At 57.6% G+C, this 21,966-nt stretch carries 16 protein-coding genes; 6 read left to right on the top strand and 10 right to left on the bottom strand.

What is annotated here, in order from left to right:
• Positions 1-10 precede the first annotated feature (10 nt).
• The 6 genes from infB (at position 11) to JQ848_RS19175 (ending at position 7,404) form a co-directional block, all read left to right on the top strand.
• Entirely contained in the window at positions 11-2,518 is a 2,508-nt protein-coding gene (gene infB / locus JQ848_RS19200; RefSeq protein WP_003439621.1) for a translation initiation factor IF-2, read from the top strand.
• Between the two features lie 158 nt (positions 2,519-2,676).
• Entirely contained in the window at positions 2,677-3,078 is a 402-nt protein-coding gene (gene rbfA / locus JQ848_RS19195) for a 30S ribosome-binding factor RbfA (protein ID WP_003439623.1), read from the top strand.
• Between the two features lie 3 nt (positions 3,079-3,081).
• Positions 3,082-3,999 (top strand): tRNA pseudouridine(55) synthase TruB, encoded by a 918-nt coding sequence (gene truB / locus JQ848_RS19190; RefSeq protein ID WP_003439625.1) that lies wholly within the window; start codon positions 3,082-3,084, stop codon positions 3,997-3,999.
• A gap of 162 nt (positions 4,000-4,161) precedes the next feature.
• On the top strand, positions 4,162-4,431 hold the full coding sequence (rpsO, locus tag JQ848_RS19185) for a 30S ribosomal protein S15 (RefSeq protein ID WP_003439639.1): 270 nt from the start codon (positions 4,162-4,164) through the stop codon (positions 4,429-4,431).
• 223 nt (positions 4,432-4,654) lie between these two features.
• A complete protein-coding gene (pnp, locus tag JQ848_RS19180) occupies positions 4,655-6,760 on the top strand; it encodes a polyribonucleotide nucleotidyltransferase (protein ID WP_003439642.1) in 2,106 nt (701 codons plus the stop codon).
• Between the two features lie 290 nt (positions 6,761-7,050).
• Entirely contained in the window at positions 7,051-7,404 is a 354-nt protein-coding gene (locus JQ848_RS19175) for a BON domain-containing protein (protein ID WP_003439643.1), read from the top strand.
• 256 nt (positions 7,405-7,660) lie between these two features.
• Here JQ848_RS19175 and JQ848_RS19170 read toward each other — a convergent pair whose 3' ends face one another.
• From JQ848_RS19170 to JQ848_RS19125, 10 genes are all read right to left on the bottom strand, one after another.
• Positions 7,661-10,585 carry a DUF748 domain-containing protein gene (locus JQ848_RS19170; RefSeq protein ID WP_202211031.1) on the bottom strand — a complete coding sequence of 975 codons (2,925 nt, stop codon included), beginning with the start codon at positions 10,583-10,585 and terminating at the stop codon, positions 7,661-7,663.
• 107 nt (positions 10,586-10,692) lie between these two features.
• Entirely contained in the window at positions 10,693-11,706 is a 1,014-nt protein-coding gene (locus JQ848_RS19165; RefSeq protein WP_127196816.1) for a class I SAM-dependent rRNA methyltransferase, read from the bottom strand.
• A gap of 133 nt (positions 11,707-11,839) precedes the next feature.
• Positions 11,840-13,021 carry an acetyl-CoA C-acetyltransferase gene (locus JQ848_RS19160; RefSeq protein WP_003439649.1) on the bottom strand — a complete coding sequence of 394 codons (1,182 nt, stop codon included), beginning with the start codon at positions 13,019-13,021 and terminating at the stop codon, positions 11,840-11,842.
• A gap of 137 nt (positions 13,022-13,158) precedes the next feature.
• Positions 13,159-14,028 (bottom strand): oxygenase MpaB family protein, encoded by an 870-nt coding sequence (locus tag JQ848_RS19155; protein ID WP_010656966.1) that lies wholly within the window; start codon positions 14,026-14,028, stop codon positions 13,159-13,161.
• Positions 14,029-14,116: 88 nt separating this feature from the next.
• Complete coding sequence (gene pgi / locus JQ848_RS19150; protein WP_003439653.1) at positions 14,117-15,781, bottom strand: glucose-6-phosphate isomerase; 1,665 nt, start codon at positions 15,779-15,781, stop codon at positions 14,117-14,119.
• Between the two features lie 243 nt (positions 15,782-16,024).
• Positions 16,025-16,885: a pantoate--beta-alanine ligase gene (gene panC / locus JQ848_RS19145; protein ID WP_003439655.1), complete on the bottom strand. Its 861-nt coding sequence runs from the start codon at positions 16,883-16,885 to the stop codon at positions 16,025-16,027.
• Entirely contained in the window at positions 16,882-17,682 is an 801-nt protein-coding gene (panB, locus tag JQ848_RS19140; protein ID WP_003439657.1) for a 3-methyl-2-oxobutanoate hydroxymethyltransferase, read from the bottom strand. The genes panC and panB overlap by 4 nt, the downstream gene beginning before the upstream one ends.
• 196 nt (positions 17,683-17,878) lie before the next feature.
• On the bottom strand, positions 17,879-18,388 hold the full coding sequence (gene folK, locus JQ848_RS19135; protein ID WP_029612816.1) for a 2-amino-4-hydroxy-6-hydroxymethyldihydropteridine diphosphokinase: 510 nt from the start codon (positions 18,386-18,388) through the stop codon (positions 17,879-17,881).
• Between the two features lie 3 nt (positions 18,389-18,391).
• Positions 18,392-19,786, bottom strand: a complete 1,395-nt coding sequence (locus JQ848_RS19130) for a polynucleotide adenylyltransferase PcnB (protein WP_003439661.1) — start codon at positions 19,784-19,786, stop codon at positions 18,392-18,394.
• Between the two features lie 735 nt (positions 19,787-20,521).
• Positions 20,522-21,955 (bottom strand): sigma-54-dependent transcriptional regulator, encoded by a 1,434-nt coding sequence (locus tag JQ848_RS19125; protein ID WP_202211030.1) that lies wholly within the window; start codon positions 21,953-21,955, stop codon positions 20,522-20,524.
• Between the last annotated feature and the right edge of the window lie 11 nt (positions 21,956-21,966).

Genomic DNA, 21,966 nt, shown 5'->3' with positions numbered 1-21,966 from the left:
AGAGAAATGCATGACGCAAGTCACGGTGAAACAACTGGCCGATGAGGTCAAAACACCGGTTGAGCGCCTGTTGCAGCAGATGCGTGAGGCAGGTCTGCCGCACAACGCCGCCGAGCAGAATGTGACCGACAGTGAGAAGCAGGCTCTGCTGACTCACCTGAAAAGCAGCCACAAGGCTAAAGTGGAAGAACCGCGCAAGATCACTTTGCAGCGTAAAACCACCAGTACCCTGCGTGTAGCTGGCAGCAAAAGCATTAGTGTTGAAGTACGCAAGAAGAAAGTTTTCGTACAACGCAGCCCGGAAGAAATCGAAGCCGAGCGCAAGCGTGAGATGGATGAGCGTCGTGCAGTAGAAAATGCCGCACGTCAGAAGGCTGAAGAAGAATCCAAGCGTCGCGCCGAAGAAGACGCGCGCCGTCAGCCTGCATCTACCTCTGCTCCTGCAGCAGCTCCGGCTGTCGCTGCACCTGCACCTGTGCAGGCTGCACCGGCTGCAGCACCTGCGCCAGCCGCTGATGCACGTAAACGTGACGAACAGCGTCGCCCGGACAAACCACGCGCAGACGATAACAATCGTCGCGGCAGTGGTGACGGCGATCGCAAGAACGCACCGCATCGCGCATCGGTTAAAGAAAAAGCACCGACTCCACGTGTTGCTCCGCGCTCTTCCGATGAAGAAAGCGATAGCTTCCGTCGCGGTGGTCGTGGCAAGGGCAAGCTGAAGAAGCGTAACGCTCACGGTTTCCAGAGCCCAACCGGCCCTGTAGTTCGTGACGTTCAGATTGGCGAGACCATCACTGTCGGCGATTTGGCTGCACAGATGTCGGTCAAGGCTGCTGAAGTCATCAAGTTCATGTTCAAGCTGGGTACTCCGGCAACCATCAACCAGGTACTTGATCAGGAAACTGCTCAACTGGTTGCTGAAGAACTGGGCCACAAAGTGACTCTGGTAAGTGACAACGCCCTGGAAGATTCCCTGGCCGAGTCCCTGAAGTTCGAAGGCGAGTCGTTCTCCCGTGCTCCGGTTGTGACCGTAATGGGTCACGTTGACCACGGTAAAACTTCCCTGCTCGACTACATCCGTCGTGCCAAGGTAGCTGCTGGCGAAGCCGGTGGTATTACTCAGCACATCGGTGCATACCACGTTGAAACCGAACGCGGCATGGTCACGTTCCTCGATACCCCGGGTCACGCTGCGTTTACCGCAATGCGTGCTCGTGGTGCCAAGGCGACTGACATCGTGATTCTGGTTGTTGCTGCAGATGACGGCGTAATGCCGCAGACCATCGAAGCTGTTCAGCATGCGAAAGCTGCTGGGGTGCCGCTGGTTGTTGCAGTGAACAAAATTGACAAGCCGGGCGCTGATCTCGATCGCATCCGCAGCGAGTTGTCCGTTCACGGCGTAACGTCGGAAGAATGGGGTGGCGACACTCCGTTTGTTTCGGTTTCGGCGAAAATGGGTACCGGCGTTGACGACTTGCTCGAAGCCGTATTGCTGCAAGCTGAAGTCCTGGAACTCAAGGCAACTCCATCGGCTCCTGGCCGTGGCGTAGTAGTTGAGTCCCGTCTGGACAAAGGCCGCGGTCCGGTTGCGACTGTTCTGGTTCAAGACGGTACCCTGCGCCAAGGCGACATGGTTCTGGTCGGTTCCAACTACGGCCGCATCCGCGCCATGCTCGACGAGAACGGCAAATCCATCAAGGAAGCCGGTCCATCCATCCCTGTCGAGATTCTCGGCCTGGACGGTACGCCAGATGCTGGCGACGAGATGAGCGTAATGACTGACGAGAAGAAGGCGCGTGAAGTTGCCCTGTTCCGTCAAGGCAAGTTCCGCGAAGTGAAACTGGCTCGTGCTCACGCAGGCAAGCTGGAAAACATCTTCGAGAACATGGGCCAGGAAGAGAAGAAGACGCTTAACATCGTCCTCAAATCTGACGTCCGTGGTTCGTTGGAAGCTCTGCAGGGCGCTCTGAGCGGCCTGGGTAACGACGAAGTGCAAGTGCGCGTAGTGGGCGGCGGTGTCGGTGGTATCACCGAGAGCGACGCTAACCTGGCACTGGCATCCAACGCTGTACTGTTCGGCTTTAACGTTCGTGCTGATGCTGGCGCGCGCAAGATTGTCGAGCAAGAAGGCCTGGACATGCGTTACTACAACGTCATCTACGACATCATCGAAGACGTCAAGAAAGCCCTTACCGGCATGCTTGGCAGCGACGTTCGCGAGAACATCCTGGGTATCGCTGAAGTGCGTGACGTATTCCGTTCGCCTAAGTTCGGTGCTATCGCAGGTTGTATGGTGCTGGAAGGTGTTGTTCACCGTAACCGTCCAATCCGCGTACTGCGTGATGACATCGTTATCTTCGAAGGCGAGCTGGAATCCCTGCGCCGCTTCAAGGATGACGCTGCCGAAGTACGTGCCGGCATGGAATGCGGTATCGGCGTCAAGAGCTACAACGACGTTAAAGTCGGTGACAAGATCGAAGTGTTCGAGAAGGTCCAGGTTGCTCGCAGCCTCTAAATCGCGAGCCTCAAGAGCGAGGACGAGCCAGGGCATGCAAATGCCTTGTGCCCGGCCTGGACTCTAAACGCAACGCCCGGTCCGGCTTCTGTCTGGCCGGGCGTTTGCCGCTTTCAGACCGCATGGGTTTCCCATGGGTGAGTAACAGGTAACAAGACATGGCAAAAGAATATAGCCGTACCCAACGAATTGGCGATCAGATGCAGCGCGAGCTGGCACAGCTGATCCGTCGTGAAGTCAAAGATCCACGCGTGGGTCTGGTTACAATTACCGCTGTTGAAGTCAGCCGTGACGTCGGTCACGCCAAGATCTTCATCACCGTGATGGGCCAGGACAACGCTGAAGACATCGCCCAGACCGTCAAGGTGCTGAACTCGGCAGCGGGTTTCCTGCGCATGCAACTGGCGCGTGAAATGAAACTGCGCAGCGTTCCGCAACTGCACTTCCACTACGATGAAAGTGTCGTGCGTGGTGCGCACCTGTCCGCCTTGATTGAGCGTGCAGTGGCTGAAGACAATCAGCATCCTGAAGGCACCGCTCCCGAAGACACCAAGGAGTAACCGGTGGCTCAGGTCAAGCGTATCCGTCGTAACGTCAGCGGTATCATCCTGCTCGACAAGCCGCTTGGATTCACCTCCAACGCGGCCCTGCAGAAAGTCCGCTGGCTGCTCAATGCCGAGAAGGCAGGGCACACCGGTAGCCTCGATCCATTGGCCAGTGGCGTATTGCCGCTGTGCTTTGGCGAAGCCACCAAGTTTTCGCAATACCTGCTCGACTCCGACAAGGGTTATGAAACCCTGATGCAATTGGGCAAGACCACGACCACAGCGGATGCCGAAGGCGATGTTTTGCTGACGCGTCCGGTGACCGTTGGTCGCGCCGATATTGAAGCTGTTTTACCCAAATTCCGTGGGCAAATCAGTCAGATACCGCCGATGTACTCTGCACTCAAGCGTGACGGCCAGCCGCTTTACAAGTTGGCTCGTGCAGGCGAAGTGGTGGAGCGCGAACCGCGTTCTGTTACTATTACCCGCCTCGAATTACTGGCCAGCGAAGGCGACACTGCGCGCTTGTCCGTCGACTGCACCAAAGGCACCTATATCCGTACCCTGGTGGAAGATATTGGTGAGCAACTGGGTTGCGGTGCATACGTTGCAGAGCTGCGTCGTACACACGCCGGACCTTTCAGCCTGGCCCAAACGGTCACTCTGGAAGAGTTGGAAGCTGTGCATGCCGAAGGCGGAAACGAAGCGGTTGACCGCTTCCTGATGCCATCGGACAGCGGTTTGCTGGACTGGCCTTTGCTGCACTTCTCGGAACACAGCGCATTCTATTGGCTTAATGGCCAACCAGTACGCGCTCCGGATGCTCCGAAGTTCGGCATGGTGCGGGTACAAGATCACAACGGTCGCTTTATCGGTATCGGTGAAGTGAGCGAAGACGGGCGCATCGCGCCGCGTCGACTGATTCGGTCAGAATGACCGGAACAGGCTGGCTCGAGATGTAATACTCTTTGGCCAGACTGGAACGAGGGTGGCTGTTATTAGGCACGGTCACTCCTCACTTATAAATACGAGGATTTGTCCTCGGCCTATTGGATCTGTCTTGTTCGCAAGCAGAACCCTAATGAAAGGAAATGCCCCATGGCACTGACAATCGAACATAAAGCAGAAATCGTAGCTGACTACCAGCAAGCTCCAGGTGATACAGGTTCTCCAGAAGTGCAGGTTGCACTGCTGACCTTTAACATCAACACGCTGCAAGGTCACTTCAAAGAAAACAAAAAAGACCACCACTCCCGTCGTGGTCTGATCCGCATGGTAAACCAGCGTCGCAAGCTGCTGGACTACCTCAAAGGCAAGAACGTTGAGCGTTACAAAACGCTGATCGCTCGCCTGGGTCTGCGTCGCTAATAGCGATGTTGCTAGAGGCTGGTCGTTTGTCGTGTATCTGCGGGTTTCCCGCAGGTGTACGGCAGGCTTCCAGCCTCAAGTTTTATCTGGGCCAGCCGGATTCTTACGAAAGCTCACCGTGCCGTCCGCTTTCGTAAGCATCTGAGTCGGGTCAATACCCGACATTGCGTCAGTATTTCGCAAGAAACCCGTTCCCCAAGAGCCACAAAGAAGGTAGGACACCGTGAACCCGGTTATCAAAAAATTCCAGTTCGGTCAGTCGACCGTCACCCTCGAGACTGGCCGTATCGCCCGTCAGGCCTCCGGCGCAGTATTGGTCACCGTTGACGACGACGTCAGCGTGTTGGTGACTGTTGTCGGCTCCAAGCAAGCTGATCCAGGCAAGGGCTTCTTCCCTCTGTCTGTTCACTACCAAGAAAAAACCTACGCCGCGGGTAAAATCCCGGGCGGTTTCTTCAAGCGTGAAGGTCGCCCTTCCGAGAAAGAAACCCTGACTTCGCGTCTGATCGACCGTCCGATCCGTCCGCTGTTCCCAGAAGGCTTCATGAACGAAGTGCAGGTTGTCTGCACCGTTCTGTCCACCAGCAAGAAAACCGATCCGGACGTCGCTGCGATGATCGGTACCTCGGCTGCTCTGGCAATCTCCGGTATTCCTTTTGATGGTCCGATCGGCGCCGCCCGCGTTGCTTACCACGAAAGCACTGGCTACCTGCTGAACCCGACTTACGAGCAACTGGCCGCTTCCAGCCTGGACATGGTTGTTGCCGGTACTTCGGAAGCTGTATTGATGGTTGAATCGGAAGCCAAAGAGCTGACCGAAGACCAGATGCTGGGCGCGGTACTGTTCGCCCACGACGAATTCCAGGTAGTGATCCAGGCTGTTAAAGAGCTGGCTGCCGAAGCTGCCAAACCGACTTGGGACTGGGCTCCTGCTCCAGAAGCCACCGCTCTGCTGGCCGCTATCCGCGCCGAGTTCGGCGAAGCGATCTCCCAGGCTTACACCCTGACCGTCAAGCACGAGCGTTATGCACGTCTGGGCGAACTGAAAGACCAGGTTGTTGCCAAGCTGTCCGGTGAAGAAGGCCAGCCGACTTCTGCTGAAGTCAAAGCTGCATTCGGCGAAATCGAATACCGCACCGTTCGCGAAAACATCGTTAACGGCAAGCCGCGTATCGATGGCCGTGACACCAAAACCGTTCGCCCTTTGAACATCGAAGTTGGCGTTCTGCCAAAGACCCACGGTTCGGCTCTGTTCACCCGTGGTGAAACTCAGGCTCTGGTCGTTGCAACTCTGGGTACTGCCCGTGATGCACAACTGCTGGACACCCTGGAAGGCGAGAAGAAAGACCCGTTCATGCTGCACTACAACTTCCCGCCGTTCTCGGTAGGTGAGTGTGGTCGCATGGGTGGCGCCGGTCGTCGCGAAATCGGTCACGGCCGTCTGGCCCGTCGTTCGGTTCAGGCCATGCTGCCTGCTGCTGACGTATTCCCGTACACCATCCGTGTTGTATCGGAAATCACCGAGTCCAACGGTTCCAGCTCCATGGCTTCGGTCTGCGGCGCTTCCCTGGCACTGATGGACGCTGGTGTGCCGATGAAAGCACCGGTTGCCGGTATCGCCATGGGTCTGGTTAAAGAAGGCGAGAAATTCGCAGTTCTGACCGACATCCTGGGTGACGAAGATCACCTCGGCGACATGGACTTCAAAGTAGCAGGTACCGCTAAAGGTGTTACCGCGCTGCAGATGGACATCAAGATCAAAGGCATCACCGAAGAAATCATGGAGATCGCACTGGGCCAGGCCCTGGACGCTCGCCTGAACATCTTGGGTCAGATGAACCAGATCATTGCCGTATCGCGCAACGAATTGTCGGCCAACGCTCCGACCATGATTGCGATGAAGATCGACACCGACAAAATCCGTGATGTCATCGGTAAAGGCGGCGCGACCATCCGTGCAATCTGCGAAGAAACCAAGGCTTCGATCGATATCGAAGACGACGGTTCGATCAAGATCTTCGGCGAAACCAAGGAAGCAGCAGAAGCGGCGCGTCAGCGCGTTCTGGGCATCACCGCAGAAGCCGAAATCGGCAAGATCTACACCGGCAAGGTTGAGCGCATCGTCGACTTCGGCGCATTCGTAAACATCCTGCCAGGCAAAGACGGCCTGGTGCACATCTCCATGCTGAGCGATGCTCGTGTCGAGAAAGTGACTGACATTCTGAAAGAAGGTCAGGAAGTGGAAGTACTGGTACTGGACGTGGACAACCGCGGCCGTATCAAGCTCTCCATCAAGGACGTAGCAGCTGCCAAGGCTTCGGAAGCTTAATAGCCCCCGAAACCGGCGTTGAAAAAAGGATCCTTCGGGATCCTTTTTTTATGCCTGCAAGAAAGCTGGCAGATTCAAGGCCAACTGCCATTAAGCAAAAAGCCGCAACTTGCATGCAGATTGACGGGCAGTCATGCAAACTGCACGACCCTTGGATTTTTGATTGACTATAAGTTATTGATTTATAAGGTTTTTTTAATTTCAGAAAGTTGGCATAAGCCCTGCAACAGTATAGGTAACCCTGCTGCCATGAGATGGCGCAGATTTTAAAGAAGACAGGAGTTACTCGTATGAAGAAGTTTGCTATCGCTGCTGCAACTGCTACCGCTCTGACCCTGACCATGGCCAACGCCGCATTTGCTGCTCAATCGACTGCACAGACCCCTATGGTTGTCGCTGCTGGCGAAATGACTAAAGCCAAAGAAGCTACTTCTGACACCTGGATCACAACCAAAGTTAAATCTGACCTGCTGACTGAAAAAGGCATTCCAGGTACTGATATCAAAGTAGAAACCAATAAAGGCGTGGTTTCGCTATCCTCGACTGTAGCGGTAACCGACGCACAGAAAGAGATGGCAGTTGCGATTGCCAAGAAAGTTAAAGGTGTTCAGGCAGTTTCGGCCGATGGCCTGAAAGCTGAGTAAGACACCCCAATTCGTGGAACCGGGGGAAAGCCGGAGCAGGTGATTGAAAGATCACCTGCTGGCTTTGAATACAGGTTCATGCGACGACCACACGGATGTGGTCATTACAGCCCTCGGCGCTTGCGTCGGGGGCTGTTCTATTTGGGCGAAGGAATAGTGCGCAAACCTAGCAGGAGCGAGCTTGCCCGCGATCCGGCCTGTGCGGTACCTCATCCAGGCCGCAGAGCCGCCATCGCGAGCAAGCCAGGTGAGGGCTTTACTCGCTGTCCAGATGCAGCGGGGTAATTACCCGGCCATCGCTCTCTGCCTGACCCAGGGTGGCATCGATAAAGTACACGCGGTCATCCGCCAGTTGGCCATGGTCCACCAGATAGTCCTTGATGGTACTGGCACGATCCTGCCCCAGTTGGCGGAGCAGAACTTCACTTTTGCTCCAGAAGTCCACCAGCGCTGCACTCATCTTGGCCGCACGTTCATCGCGACTCAGATCAGCCCACTCGGCAGGCGGCTGCTGTTTCAGGCGGGCCCGGTAAATCCCTTCCAGTAATGGACCTTTTTCATCATCCGGGACCTTGAGCTGCGAAGCCTGAGCCGGCACCTTTTCTCCCTTGCGCTGGAGAATCTTGTAGTAGGTGTACTGGTATTCGCGCTCAAGACGATCCTGGGCAATATGCGGACCGTCACTGCTTTGCGCGGCGGTGCCTTCGATTTCCAAGCGCAGGCCCGGACGTTTTTTCAGCGCCTGGGCCAGGGTGTCCAGGGCTTTTTGCGCTTCAGGGCTCAGCTCGCTTGATCCTGGCGCGAATGACACCGTGCCCAGGTCTTCGGCGCCACCGCCGCTGACCAGCCCGCCAATGAACTTGAAGGGCGCTGTAGCGGCTCGGACCACAAGGTTGCGCAAGGTTTGCCAGACTATGGGCATTACGCTGAATTGCGGGTTGTTCAGGTCTCCGGTCACCGGCAACTCGATGGAGATGGTGCCGTCTGAATCCTTGAGCAAGGCAATCGCCAGTTTCAGGGGCAGGTTCACCGCATCCGGGCTGTCGACTTTCTCCCCCAGCTGCAATTGCTCGATGACAACCTTGTTTTCAGCCTTGAGCTGACCCTTGGTGATCAGGTAATGCAGATCAAGATTGAGGCGGCCCTTGCGGATCCGGTAACCGGCAAACTTGCCGGAGTAGGGGGTCAGCGTAGTCAGCTCGACGCGTTTGAAGCTGGTGGCAATGTCCAGGCTGGCCATTGGATCGAATGGATTGACACTGCCCTTGATCGTAACCGGTGCATAGCGGTCAACCTTGCCCGAGATATCAACCCTGGCAGGTTTGGCATCACGGCTGTCAATGGTGCCGATCTGGCCGTTGAGTTGCTGAATGGCCGTGGCGAAGTTGGGGGTCAGACTGAAGTCGGCGAAATTGGCCGAACCATCATTGATCGCGATACCGCCGATATAGATGCCCAGCGGCTTATCCTGTTTCGCCGCGGGCCCGGCAGCGCCTTTCGCGCCACTGCTGGCCGGTTGCGGGATCAACAGGTCGTCCACGTTGGTGGTGCGATCATCGTTGATCATGAAGCGCACATAGGGCTGTGTCAGATTGACCTTGCTGATCGACAGGCTGTCGCCGTGCCGGTATTTGACATCTTCCAGCACCAGCCGCTGCCACTTGAGGAAGTCCCGGTTTTTCAGGGTGTCCAGAGTGTGCAGTTGATCGACCTGGGCACGACCCTCAACGGTGAAAGCCAGCGGTTCTGTGCTCTTGAGGTTGACTGCCAGGTCGCTGCCGAGCATGCCGCTACGCAGCTCAAGGCGCATGAACGGGTCGATATAGGCCTGGGCCACCCGCAGATCGATGTCTTTGGTGGTGACCTTGAGTGCGGCGCTGACCGGATTCAGGTTCACATCACCGATGGCAGTGAGCTGGCCTTGTTTGCCAACGCCGGTGTCGAGCCTGAGGTTAAACGGCGACCGGTTCAGGCTGTCGAAGTTTTTCAGGTCCAGGTTCAGGGGGCCGATATCCAGTGCTACCGGGGTACTTGGCTGCTTGTCGGCCAGGTGCACCCGATAGTCGCGCAGTTCAACATCCTTGAGCAGCACCTGCCATGGTTTGCTCGGCGCAGCCGGGCCTGGTTTGGGGGCTTCAACAGTGACAGGGTCACTGGTTTTGGGTGCGGTTTTTGCGGGTTGCTCGGCAAACAGTTTTTGCCAGTCAAGCTGACCATCCTTCTCGCGAGCGGCCCAGGTTTCCAGGTTCTTGCTCTGGATCTTGCCGACAACCACTTTCTGTTTAGCCAGGTCCACCGTGGTGTCGCTCACATCAAGTCGCTCCAGACGCGCCAGCGGGCGGCCATCCGGGGCATTGATCCTGAACGGCGCGATGCTGGCCGAGGCATTGCTCAACACCATCTCGGTATCTTTGGCCAGATCCAGGGTGTAGTCGGTGCTGAAATTCAGAATGCCGTCTTCGAGTACCAGCGGCACCGAATCGCGGACATAGGGCCACCAGGCTTTCATTTTGGCGTCGGTGACTTTGAGTTTGCCCTGGGACGTAATCGGCACCAGGCTCAGCTTGCCGCTCCAGTCGACTCTGCCGCCCTCGGGGCCGGCAGCCACCAGCGTCATTTCAGCGTTGTCGTCGGGTAGGGTGCTGAGGTTTTTCAACTCAAAGTTCATTGAGTCGTAGAGAAACTCTATGGGCTCACTGGGACGCATATCGACGAAGTGCAGATAGCCGTCAGCCAGTTTTATATTGTCGATGCGCAGCGGGAAGGGTTTGCTTTGCGGCTCGGCGGGCTTGGGCTCGCTGGCAGGCAATTTGAACAGCTGGCTCAGATTGAGCGTGCCGTCCTTGTTGAACAGCACCTCGGTTTTGGGCTTGTCCAGCTGCACGTCGGCCAGGTGCAAGGCTTTGGTCCACACGCTGTCTGATTGCAGATTGACATAGAGTCGGTCAAACCCGGCTTGCTGCTTGCCCGGCTCGCCGACTTGCAACCCCCACAGTGTGAGCTCAAGGGTAAATGGATTGAACTCCAGACGGTCGAGTCTGGCCGGTACTGTGGCGTAGTTGGCCAGTTGCTGGTTGACGATACGCAGACCGATACCGGGTAAAATCAGGAAGCCCAGCAGGCTATAGAGTGCAATCGCTACCAGCACTGCGCCAATGGCGCGGATCAATCCTTTGGTCATGTGGGGCTTCGTCTATTGGTGGCCAAGGTGCCTTGGAGTATGGCACGCGTTTCTGGTTCCGAGACAAGCACCATATTTTAAGCGGGGTCTGGCTTTTTGGGTTCTGGTTAAAACTGCAAAATCAGGGTTTTGAGCGGCGGCTGCTGGTCCAGTGACGGGAAGTCGCTGGCCGGGCTCAGTACTTGCCAGTCGCGTACCGGGCGGCCGGCTTTTTCGGCACAGCGCAATACCTGCTCGCGCCAGTCGTCCATGCTGACTTTTGCCAGATTGTTGCAGCAGATCAGCACGCCATCTGGCGCAGTGGCCAGTACGGCGGGTTTTAGCAGGCTCTGGTAGTCACGCAACAGATCGACTGTACCGAAAGCGCTCTTGGCCCAGGCTGGTGGGTCCAGTAGCACCAGGTCGTATTCCCGCTGATCCAGACGCGGGTAGGACGGCAGCTTGTGACGGCGCTGAATGATCGGCAACCCGGCCAGTTGGCGGATGGCGGCAAAGTAGTCGGACTGGACGAACTTCATCTTTTTCAGTTCAGGGTTCAGCAGGCCATTTTCACGACCCACCGCCAGGTTGCCTTCGGCAAAATCCAGATTGCAGACTTCACTGGCACCGCCGGCTGCGGCGCTCAGACCCACGCCACAGGTGTAGGCGAACAGGTTGAGCACGCTTTTGCCGGCGCTATGTTGTTTGACCCAGCCGCGGGCATTGCGCAGGTCGAGAAACAGCAGCGGGTCCTGGCCGGCATGGCGGCCACGCACGCGGTAGTTCAGGCCCCATTCATGGCCCACCAGATCTGCAAGGGCGGCGTCTTCGGCGCGGTACAGGGTATCTTCGCGATCGATGCGCGAGTTGCCCCGGGAACGGTCGTTGTAAACCAGCAGCAACTCCAGCCCCAGGTGCTGGTTGATTGCCCCGTGCAGTTGCAGCAAATCATCGCGCTCAAGACTCTGGTGGAAGCTTTGCACCAACAGCTGCGGGCCGTAGCGGTCAATAGTCAAGCCGCCGGCGCCTTCCTGACTGCCGTGGAACAGGCGATAGCAATCAGTGCCCTGAGCATGCAGCTCGGCCAATAAGTCCTGACGGTTATCGAGGGCGGCGCGCAGCGCCTGATTCAAGGAAGACATGCGAAGCGCCTTGGGGGGATAGATAAGGCGCGGCAGTTTAACAGAACGGGCATTTGTAGTCGCTGCCGCAGGCAGCCAAGGGTTGCACCGCAACCCTTGGCAACGCTCACCGCGAGCCCATTCAGGCTGTTGGTTATTCGCGTTCGATTGCCAGGGCTACACCCTGGCCGCCACCGATGCACAGCGTGGCGAGCCCTTTTTTAGCGTCACGCTTGAGCATTTCGTGGAGCAGGGTGACCAGAATGCGGCAGCCTGACGCGCCAATCGGGTGGCCAATGGCAATTGCGCCACCGTTAACGTTGACCTTGTCTGCATCCCAGTTCAGCTCTTTGCCGACTGACAGTGCCTGTGCCGCGAATGCTTCGTTGGCCTCGATCAGGTCCAGCTGCTCAAGACTCCAGCCGGCTTTGCTCAGGCAACGTTGAGTGGCGCTCACCGGGCCGATGCCCATGATTGCCGGGTCAACACCCGCGTTGGCGTAGGCGGCGATTTTGGCCAGCACAGGCAAACCCAGGGCTTTGGCTTTGGTTGCGCTCATCAGCAACACCGCTGCAGCGCCGTCATTGAGGGAGGAGGCGTTGCCCGCGGTGACCGAGCCGTCTTTTTTGAAGGCCGGCTTGAGCTTGGCCAGCGACTCGGCGGTGGTGCCGGCGCGTGGCTGTTCATCGGTGGCGAAGGCAATCGGATCACCCTTGCGCTGCGGGATCAGAATCGGCGTGATTTCATCCACAAAACGCCCGGTTTCGATGGCCTCTACGGCTTTCTGCTGAGAGCGGGCGGCAAACCCATCCTGCTCTTCACGGCTGATGCCGTACTTATCCACAAGGTTCTCGGCCGTGATGCCCATGTGGTAATCGTTGAACGCATCCCACAGGCCGTCACTGATCATGGTGTCGATGATCTGGCTGTGGCCCATGCGCAGACCGGTACGTGCGCCGGGCATGATGTAGTTGGACAGGCTCATGTTCTCCTGGCCGCCGGCAATGATCACCTCGGCATCGCCGCAACGAATGGCCTGCGCCGCCAGATGCAAAGCTTTGAGGCCCGAGCCGCAGACCTTGTTGAGGGTCATTGCAGGTACGGCGAACGGCAGTCCGGCCTTGATCGCGGCCTGACGTGCGGGGTTTTGTCCGGCACCGGCGGTCAGTACCTGGCCCATGATCACTTCGTCGACCTGGGCGCCGTCGAGGCCGGTTTTTTCCAGCAGCCGACGAATCACTGCGGCGCCCAGATCAACAGCGGGTACGTGGGCCAGCGAGCCCTGGAAGCTGCCGACGGCAGTGCGGGTGGCGGCAACGATTACGACGTCTTGCATTGCGGGAGTCCTCATTATTATTGGAATGTCAGGCCTGGAGACAGGCGGGTTTGGTTATCGCTGGCAAGCCAGCTCCCACAAGATCGGTAGCCAGCCAGTGGGAGCTGGTTTGCCAGCAGACAGGATCTGCATGGTATTCAACCTAGGCCCATACGCCGTCGCGCCCGCTGGACCGAGCCATTACGCACGGCCCAGCGCAGAATCGGCGCAGTACTGCTAACCCCTGCCCGTACCAGCTTTCGCGTCAGGGGCTGTTGCTGCAGGCCCAGTTGATCACTGGCCCAGTCCGGGAGCAAATCAATCCCTGCTTGCATCATCAGTGCACCAAAGGGTTTTGCAAGCAGGCTGGGGGCTGGCGCGTTGAGCAGCAGGCGCATCACCTCGTGACTGCGTTCATCGCACAGCAACTGTGGCCGCACGCGCTCCAGATAGTCGGCAATTTGCTGGCGGGAGCGCGGGACGTTGGTCGCCCCCAGGCGCTCGGCAACCAGGGCAATTTCGTCGTAGTACTGGTCTTGATCCGCGCCGGATAAATGCGGATTGCGGTAACGGATATGGGCCGCAAGGAAGTTGCTGACTTCGGCCACATGCACCCAGGTCAGTAACTCCGGATCACTGGCGGCATATGGCCGGCCATCGAGCCCGGTGCCTGTGACTTGCAGGTGAATGGTGCGTACTTTTTCGATCAGCCAGTTGGCGTCCCTGGTGGAGCCAAACGTGGTGCCAGAAATAAACTGCCCGGTGCGCCGCAGCCGTCCCAGCATGTCCTGGCGAAAATTGGAGTGGTCCCACACCCCGGCCAATGCCAGCGGGTGCAAGGCTTGAAGCATCAGGGCACTGATACCGCCAATCAGCATGCTGGTGAAGTCACCATGTACTTGCCAACTGATGGAAGCGGGGCCAAACAGGCCGGGGTCGCCCGGGGGTGTTTCGAGGTCGAGCTGGCCAAGTGAAAGCCCGGTCAGGCTCATGATTTGGCGTTCGATAGGGCGGCGGATAAATTCCATGATACCTCGAGGGTGCCAGGGGCCGTTGACGTCGCCGTGATAGCTATGTGTCAACAGCCCCTGGCCAGTCGGGGAGACTGGCTATCAATCAACCGCGGTGACGACCGCGGAAGTAGTTGATCAGACCTTGGGTCGATGCATCGTCAGCAGGCTCTTCAAGGCTGCCGGTCAGGCGGTTGTAGACGCCTTTGCCGAGCTCTTTGCCCAGCTCCACGCCCCACTGGTCGAAGGCGTTGATGCCCCAGATCACGCTCTGCACGAAGACTTTGTGCTCGTACAGCGCAACCAGTGCGCCCAGACGACGAGGGCTGATGCGCTCAACCACAATGGTGTTGCTCGGACGATTGCCCGGGATCACCTTGTGCGGTGCGAGTTTTTGCACCTCTTCTTCGGACAGGCCCTTGTCGCGCAACTCCGCTTCGGCTTCTTCGCGGGTTTTACCCAGCATCAGCGCCTGGCTTTGCGACAGACAGTTTGCGTACAGCCACTGATGGTGATCGGAAACCGGATTGAAGCTGACGATCGGCACGATAAAGTCGGCCGGAATCAACAAGGTGCCTTGGTGGAGCAACTGGTGGTAGGCATGCTGGCCATTACAGCCAACGCCGCCCCAGATTACCGGGCCGGTGTCGGTCGACACGGGAGTGCCGTCCTGGCGCACGCTCTTGCCGTTGGATTCCATATCCAGTTGCTGCAAGTGCTTGGTGATGTTTCGCAGGTAATGGTCATAGGGAAGGATGGCGTGGCTTTGCGCTCCCCAGAAATTGCCATACCAGACACCCAGCGCCGCCATCAGCACGGGCATGTTTTGCTCGAACGGTGCGTTCTGGAAGTGTTGGTCCATGCTGTAGGCGCCGGACAGCAGCTCTTTGAAGTTGGACATGCCGATGGCCAGGGCAATCGGCAAACCAATGGCCGACCACAGCGAGTAACGACCGCCAACCCAGTCCCACATCGGGAAGATGTTTTCTTCACGAATACCAAATGCTACCGCAGCGGCATTGTTGCTCGACACCGCGATAAAGTGACGGTGCAGCTCGGCTTCCGAACCACCTTGCGCCAGGTACCAGGCACGGGCGGCCTGGGCATTCTTCAGGGTTTCGAGAGTGTTGAAGGATTTCGACGAAACGATGAACAGGGTGGTTTCTGCACGCAGCTTTGCAGTCAGTTCATGGAACTCGCTGCCGTCGATATTCGCCAGATAATGGCAGCGTACGCCTTTTTGGGCGTAGGACAGCAGTGCTTCGGACACAAGTTCCGGGCCGAGGAACGAGCCTCCGATACCGATGTTCACCACATCAGTGATCGGCTTTTCGGTGTAACCGCGCCACAGGCCATCGTGAATCCGGCCGACCAGTTCGGTCATTTGATTCAGAACTTTATGCACCTGGGGCATGATGTTTACGCCACTTACCGACAGTTTGTCGGCCACTGGGCGGCGCAACGCGGTATGCAGGGCAGGCCGGTTTTCGGAGGCGTTGACGATTTCGCCTTCAAACAACGACTTGATCGCGCCTTTGAGATCAACCTCATTGGCCAGGTTAACCAGCAAGTCGCGGGTTTCATCGGTGATCAGGTTTTTCGAGTAGTCCAGAAACAAACCGCAGCTGCTGAGGGTGAAATCCTCGAAGCGCTTCGGGTTGCTATTGAATGCATCGCGCATGCTGAAATTTTGCATGTCGGCACGGTGAAGTTTCAACGCTTGCCAGGCAGGCAGAGCGGTAACGTCTTGAGGAGTGCGGTAGTACGCCATCGCTGCGAATATCCTTTTGCTTGAACTGCCTTTTGGACACTGAGAACACCGAGACCTTCGTTAATGTCGAGGTGCTCGGTCAGTCTGTTTCTGCATCTATGTCAGAAGTCGGGCGATAACAGTAAACCTAGCGCCCGCTTCTGTCTCGGTTTTGTCTGACAACAGGCCGTAACTTTTGTCACCGCTCTGTTATACAAGATGAAACGTTTCAGTGGTGGTGTGGTGGCCACACAATCGGTGCCGTTAAAGCCCGCTGTCGAGATTGAGATGCACGTTGTCGATCAGGCGCGTGGTGCCCAGGAACGCGGCCACCAAAATCACCAGGTCGCGGTCAGTCGCCAGAGCCGGGAGCAAGGTTTGTCCATGGCGCACTTCCAGGTAGTCCATGCGAAAGCCAGCAGCTTCGATTTGTTCCCGATGCAGGGCGGTCAGCTTTGCAAAGTCGCGTTCGCCTGCGTTGATGGCTTTGCTCATTGCTTTGAGGTGGCGATACAACTCAGGCGCTATGGCACGCTGCTCCGGGCTCAGGTATCCGTTGCGCGAAGACAGGGCCAGGCCGTCGTCGGCCCGTACGGTGGGCTCGCCAATGATCTGGAGCGGCATGTTCAGGTCATGGACCATGGCCCGAATAACCGCCAGCTGCTGGTAGTCCTTCTGCCCGAAGATAGCCAGGTCGGGCTGTACCATGTTGAACAGCTTGCTGACCACGGTGGTCACACCGTCGAAATGCCCCGGGCGGCGGCTGCCACACAGTTCATTGCTCAGCTGTGCCGCGGTAACACGGGTCAGCCCGGTCATGCCATGGGGGTACATTTCTTCAACGGTTGGGGCAAACAGCAAATGGCAGCCCGCCTGCAGGAGTTTTTCCTGATCGGCGGCCAGGGTGCGCGGGTAAGTATCCAGGTCTTCGTTGGCACCGAATTGCAGCGGGTTGACGAAAATGCTCGCCACTACAAAGTCCGCCTGTTGAGCGGCGGTGGTGACTAACGCAGCGTGGCCGCTGTGCAGGTTGCCCATGGTTGGAACCAGGCCGATTTGCTTGCCTTCGCGGCGCGCGCGGGCAACAGCCGCGCGCAATTCGCGAACAGTTTTAACAGTGTTCATGCAGAGAATCCGTGCTCGGTGCCAGGGAAGCTGACGGCTTTGACTTCAGTCACGTAAGCGCCAAGTGCTGACTGGATATCGGGTTGGCCGGTCATGAAGTTTTTTACGAACTTGGGGACGCGTCCGGTAAGGGACAGGCCCAGCATGTCGTGCAGTACCAGCACCTGGCCGTCGGTGTCGCTGCCTGCACCAATGCCGATCACCGGGATTTTTACGGCGAGGGTGATTTCTTTTGCCAGCTCACTGGGTACGCATTCGAGCAGCAGCATGGCCGCTCCTGCCTGTTCCAGGGCGATGGCATCGGCCCGCATCTGCCGCGCCTGGTTTTCGTTGCGGCCCTGGACCTTGTAGCCGCCCAGTACGTTCACTGTCTGCGGGGTCAGGCCCATGTGCGCGCATACCGGAATCCCGCGCTCGGTCATCACGCGAATCGATTCGGCGAGCCACAAAGCGCCTTCTACCTTGACCATATGTGCGCCTGCTTTCATCAGCAGGGCACTGTTGTTCAAGGATTGCTCGAGCGTCGCGTTCGCCATGAAAGGCATGTCCGCGAGTATCAGTGCGTCCTGGTTGCCGCGCTTGACGCAAGCCACGTGGTAGACCATTTCGCCCGTGGTGACTGGCAGAGTGCTGTCATGCCCTTGCAGAACCATGCCCAGGGAATCGCCTACCAGTAACACTTCAACACCTGCCTGATTGCAGGCGTGGGAGAAGGTGGCGTCATAGCACGTCAGCATGGTGATTTTCTCACCTTTTTGCTTAAGGCTTTGCAGGGTGGTCAGGGTGATAGCTGGCATGAAAAGGATCCTCGTCAGGCAGTGTGATAACCACTGCGAGTAACGCGCGTGATTCATCGTTATAGGCAGGTACACCTTTATGGAGGGTGCTTGTTAAGCCTGCTTTTCACATTGCGCCGTCCAGTGGACGGCAGCGGGATGCCTATAGTCGTGACGAGCACACGGGAAGTCAATTCCGGGTGTTACTGGCGGAGTGTTACCGCGCCGGTTGATTCGATTCAGCGATGGGGGGAAGGCGCTCCAGACCGACAAAAGGGCACTCAGCCAATAGTTGGGCGAGGCTACGGCCATCGGCGAGGGTGAGCGTGGCGGGTGCCAGTTCGGCCAGCGGGTAGAGCACGAAAGGACGGGCCTGCATATGGTAGTGCGGGACTTTCAGGCGGGGGGTGTCGATCAGTCTGTCGCCGAACAGCAGGATATCCAGGTCCAGTGTGCGCGGGCCCCAGCGTTCGTGACGCTCGCGGCCCTGGTCGATCTCTATGGCTTGTAGCGCATCGAGTAAATCCAGGGGTTCCAGTTCAGAGTCGATAGCTGCCACCGCATTGGTGTAGCGCGGCTGACCGGGTAACAACGAGTCGCTTTGATAGAACGCTGAGACTCCGGCGAACCGGGAGTCAGGCAATTGCGCCAGCGCTTGTATGGCGCTGCGCAATTGCTCAGCCGGGTCAGCCAGATTGCTGCCCATTCCGATATAGATCCGTTCCATCGCTTACTCGTCCGCGGCGCCGCTGCGTTTGCGCTTGGTTGCGCTGGTGCGGCGGCGCTTGCGCGGGGCGGGCCCGGTGCCGTCTTCCTTGGCGTTGCTCAGGTCGCGGATCATGTCACGACGGCCACTGTCATTGGCGTCCTGATACTCGGTCCACCATTCGCCCAGGCCATGGGTCTCTTCGCCCGCGACTTCGCGCAAGAGCAAGAAATCATAGCCCGCACGGAAGCGCGGGTTGTCGAGCAGCATGTCGGCGCGTTTGCCACTGCGGCGCGGGAGACGCTCCTGCATGTCCCAGATTTCACGAATCGGGATCGTGAAGCGCTTGGGAATGGCGATGCGCTGGCATTGCTCGGCGATCAGTTCGTGTGCGGCTTCCTGCATGGCAGGGATAGGCGGCATGCCACGTTCCTGCAAGTACTCCACGCGAGCCGGCAGGGCAGGCCAGAGCAGGGCTGCAAACAGGAATGCCGGGGTAACCGGCTTGCCTTGCTTGATGCGCAGGTCAGTGTTGCGCAGGGCTTCGCTGATCAGGGTATGGGTGTAAGTCGGGCTATGTTCCAGTGCCTCGGCGCTGGCCGGGAACAAAGGATCGAACAGCTGAAGGTCGACCAGCATTTCGAAGGTGTCGCAAGCGTTACCCGAGAGGAACAGCTTGAGCACTTCCTCAAACAGGCGTGCCGACGGGATCTCGCGCAGCATGGGTGCCAGTTCGCGAATTGGCGCCGCGGTATGCTTTTCGATACCAAAGTTGAGTTTTGCGGCAAACCGCACGGCTCGCAGCATGCGTACAGGGTCTTCCTGGTAACGCTGTTGCGGGTCGCCAATCAGGCGCAGCAAGCGATTGCGAATATCGTGTACGCCGTTGGCGTAATCGAGAATGCGTTCGCTGACCGGGTCGTAGTACAGGGCATTGATCGTGAAGTCACGACGCTGGGCGTCTTCTTCAAGGGTGCCGTATACGTTGTCGCGCAAAATGCGCCCGCTTTCATTACGCGAGGACTGGTTGCTGTCTTCCTCTTCGTCGTTTTGCGGGTGATTGGCACGGAAGGTGGCGACCTCGATGATTTCGCGACCAAAGTGGATATGCACCAATTTAAAGCGGCGACCGATGATTCGCGCATTGCGAAATTCGGCCCGCACTTGTTCGGGCGTCGCGCTGGTGGCGACGTCGAAGTCTTTTGGCGTGATGTTGAGCAGCATGTCGCGTACGCAACCACCGACCAGATAGGCCTGATAACCGGCGTTCTGCAGGCGTTCGACGATATTGACCGCGTACCGGCTGAACTGGGCACGTTGCAGCGAGTGCTGGCTGCTGTTGAGCACTTCAGGGGTGCTGCGCAGTTGTTGCGTGCGACGCTTGGGGGAACGGAGTGACTGGAACAGCTTCTTCAGCATGGGATGCACTGTTTGAAGGAATGTTCGGCCAAAACGAAGAATGACCGCATGATGGGCGGGGATTCTAGCATTTAGTCAGGGGATGGTGTAGGAAGCTGAGCCGCTCTTGCGAGGGAAGCTGCAAGCAGCAAGTGAAAATAGCTGCAAGAGGCCTGAAGTAGAGCCTGTGAGGAAGTTTTTTCTGAATTGCAGAAACTACAAGGGGAGCCGAAGCTCCCCCAGAAGTAGTTGCGTGCTCTATTTTTATTATTGATTGCGGGCTTTTTGTTTTTGTTGATCGCCCCGGTTACAAAGGTCTTGCCTGTGTAACCCTCCCAATCGGGAGATAAGAGCAAACGGATTGCTTTGGTCGCTGTGTTGATGTGATCCGTGATCCGACTAGTTCAGGCTCTGCTTTTTAAGTGCAGTTTTTGTTGTTCTCTGCCTAGCCATGGGGCAAGCCCCAATCACAACACCTCTCCAAAAGAATCAGTTAGCTGCGCCTCCGCCGTGTTGTTTTTGTTATGCGTGAGCCGATACGTCTTATTTTTATTGTGTGCTGCTGTGATTCTTATTGTTCTTGTACGGATACATATAGCAGGTGTCGTGCCAACTTTTGTACGGGCCAGCAAAATAAGGGGTTTTCGGGATTTTTGCTTTTTTCAGGGCAAAAAAAAGCCGGGTCTTCGTTACCGTAAGACCCGGCTTTTGTTACGTGATTAAACTGCGGTAACAGTTTTTTCACCTTTGACCCTGTTACCCCTCACTGGCGACGCCGGTTTTCCTGCGCGGGATGCCCAGCCGCTGGCGCCGTTCCCACAGGCATTTGCGACTGACGCCCAGCTTGCGCGCCAGTTCGGTCTCGGTCATGTGATCCTGGTGCTCAAGCACGAAGTGCTGAAAGTAGTCTTCCAGTGACAGATCTTCGGTCGGATCAAGGCTGGTGTTACCGCTGCTGATGCTCTGCTGCGGGCCCAGGCCGATGAAGTCATCGTCATGCAAATCGCTCAGTTCAATATCGATACCCAGCAGTTCGGCAGAGATTTCCGGGCTTTCGCACAGAATGACGGCCCGCTCTACAGCGTTCTCCAGTTCGCGAACGTTACCTGGCCATGAGTAATGGCTGATGGCGCGTTCGGCATCCGGGGCAAACTTCAGGTCGGTGCGGCCGACGCGAGCGCTTTGGCGGGCGAGAAACGCGTGGGCGATTTCGTTGACGTCAGCCCCGCGCTCGCGCAAAGCCGGGAGCTTGAGAGCGATTACGTGCAGGCGGTAGTAGAGGTCTTCGCGGAACTGGCCGACTTTGGCCAGGCTCTTGAGGTCGCGGTGGGTCGCGGCGATAAGGCGTACATCCACTTTTTGCGATTGCACCGAGCCCACACGACGGATCTCGCCTTCCTGCAGTACCCGCAGCAGGCGGGCCTGGGCTTCGAGGGGCAACTCGCCGATTTCATCGAGGAACAGTGTCCCGCCATCGGCAGCTTCTACCAGCCCGGCGCGGCCCGCACTGGCGCCGGTGAAGGCGCCTTTTTCGTGGCCGAACAGTTCGGACTCGATCAATGACTCGGGGATGGCTGCGCAGTTCACCGAAATCATCGGTGCCTTGGCTCGCCTGGACAGGTTGTGCAGGGCGCGGGCGACCAGCTCTTTGCCGGTACCGGACTCACCCTGAATCAATACATTGGAGTCGGTTGGCGCCACTTTGCGGATCTTGCTGTACATGTCCAGCATCGGCGGGCAGGACCCGATGATGCCAATCTCGCCGTTGCTGTTATCCACAGTGCCTTTGTCCGTGCTGCCGGTCTTGGCAGGACGTTCGGCAGACGTGCTCTGGAGGTTTTGGCGATCCCGCAGGATGCGCGCAACAGCTTGCAGCATTTCATCGTGATCAAAGGGTTTGGCGATATAGTCGACGGCACCCATTTTCATCGAATCCACAGCCGAGCGCAGGCTCGCATAGCTGGTCATGATGAGCACCGGCTTGCCTTGCCCGAGTTTTATCAACTCGGTGCCCGGAGCGCCTGGCAGGCGCAGGTCGCTGACAATCAAGTCGAACGAGGGAATGCTGAAGCGCTCCTGCGCTTCCTGTACCGAGCCGGCTTCGCTGACCTGGTACTGGTTACGCTCCAGTAAACGGCGCAATGCGGAACGGATGATGGTTTCATCTTCGACGATCAAAATATGCGGCATTGATTCGGTTC

Origin of the sequence: Pseudomonas paraversuta, from assembly GCF_904067025.1 — a bacterium.
In the GTDB taxonomy this organism is placed as follows: domain Bacteria; phylum Pseudomonadota; class Gammaproteobacteria; order Pseudomonadales; family Pseudomonadaceae; genus Aquipseudomonas; species Aquipseudomonas paraversuta.
The sequence above is the reverse complement of the archived record's forward strand: the minus strand, read 5'-3'. Positions and strand labels throughout refer to the sequence as shown.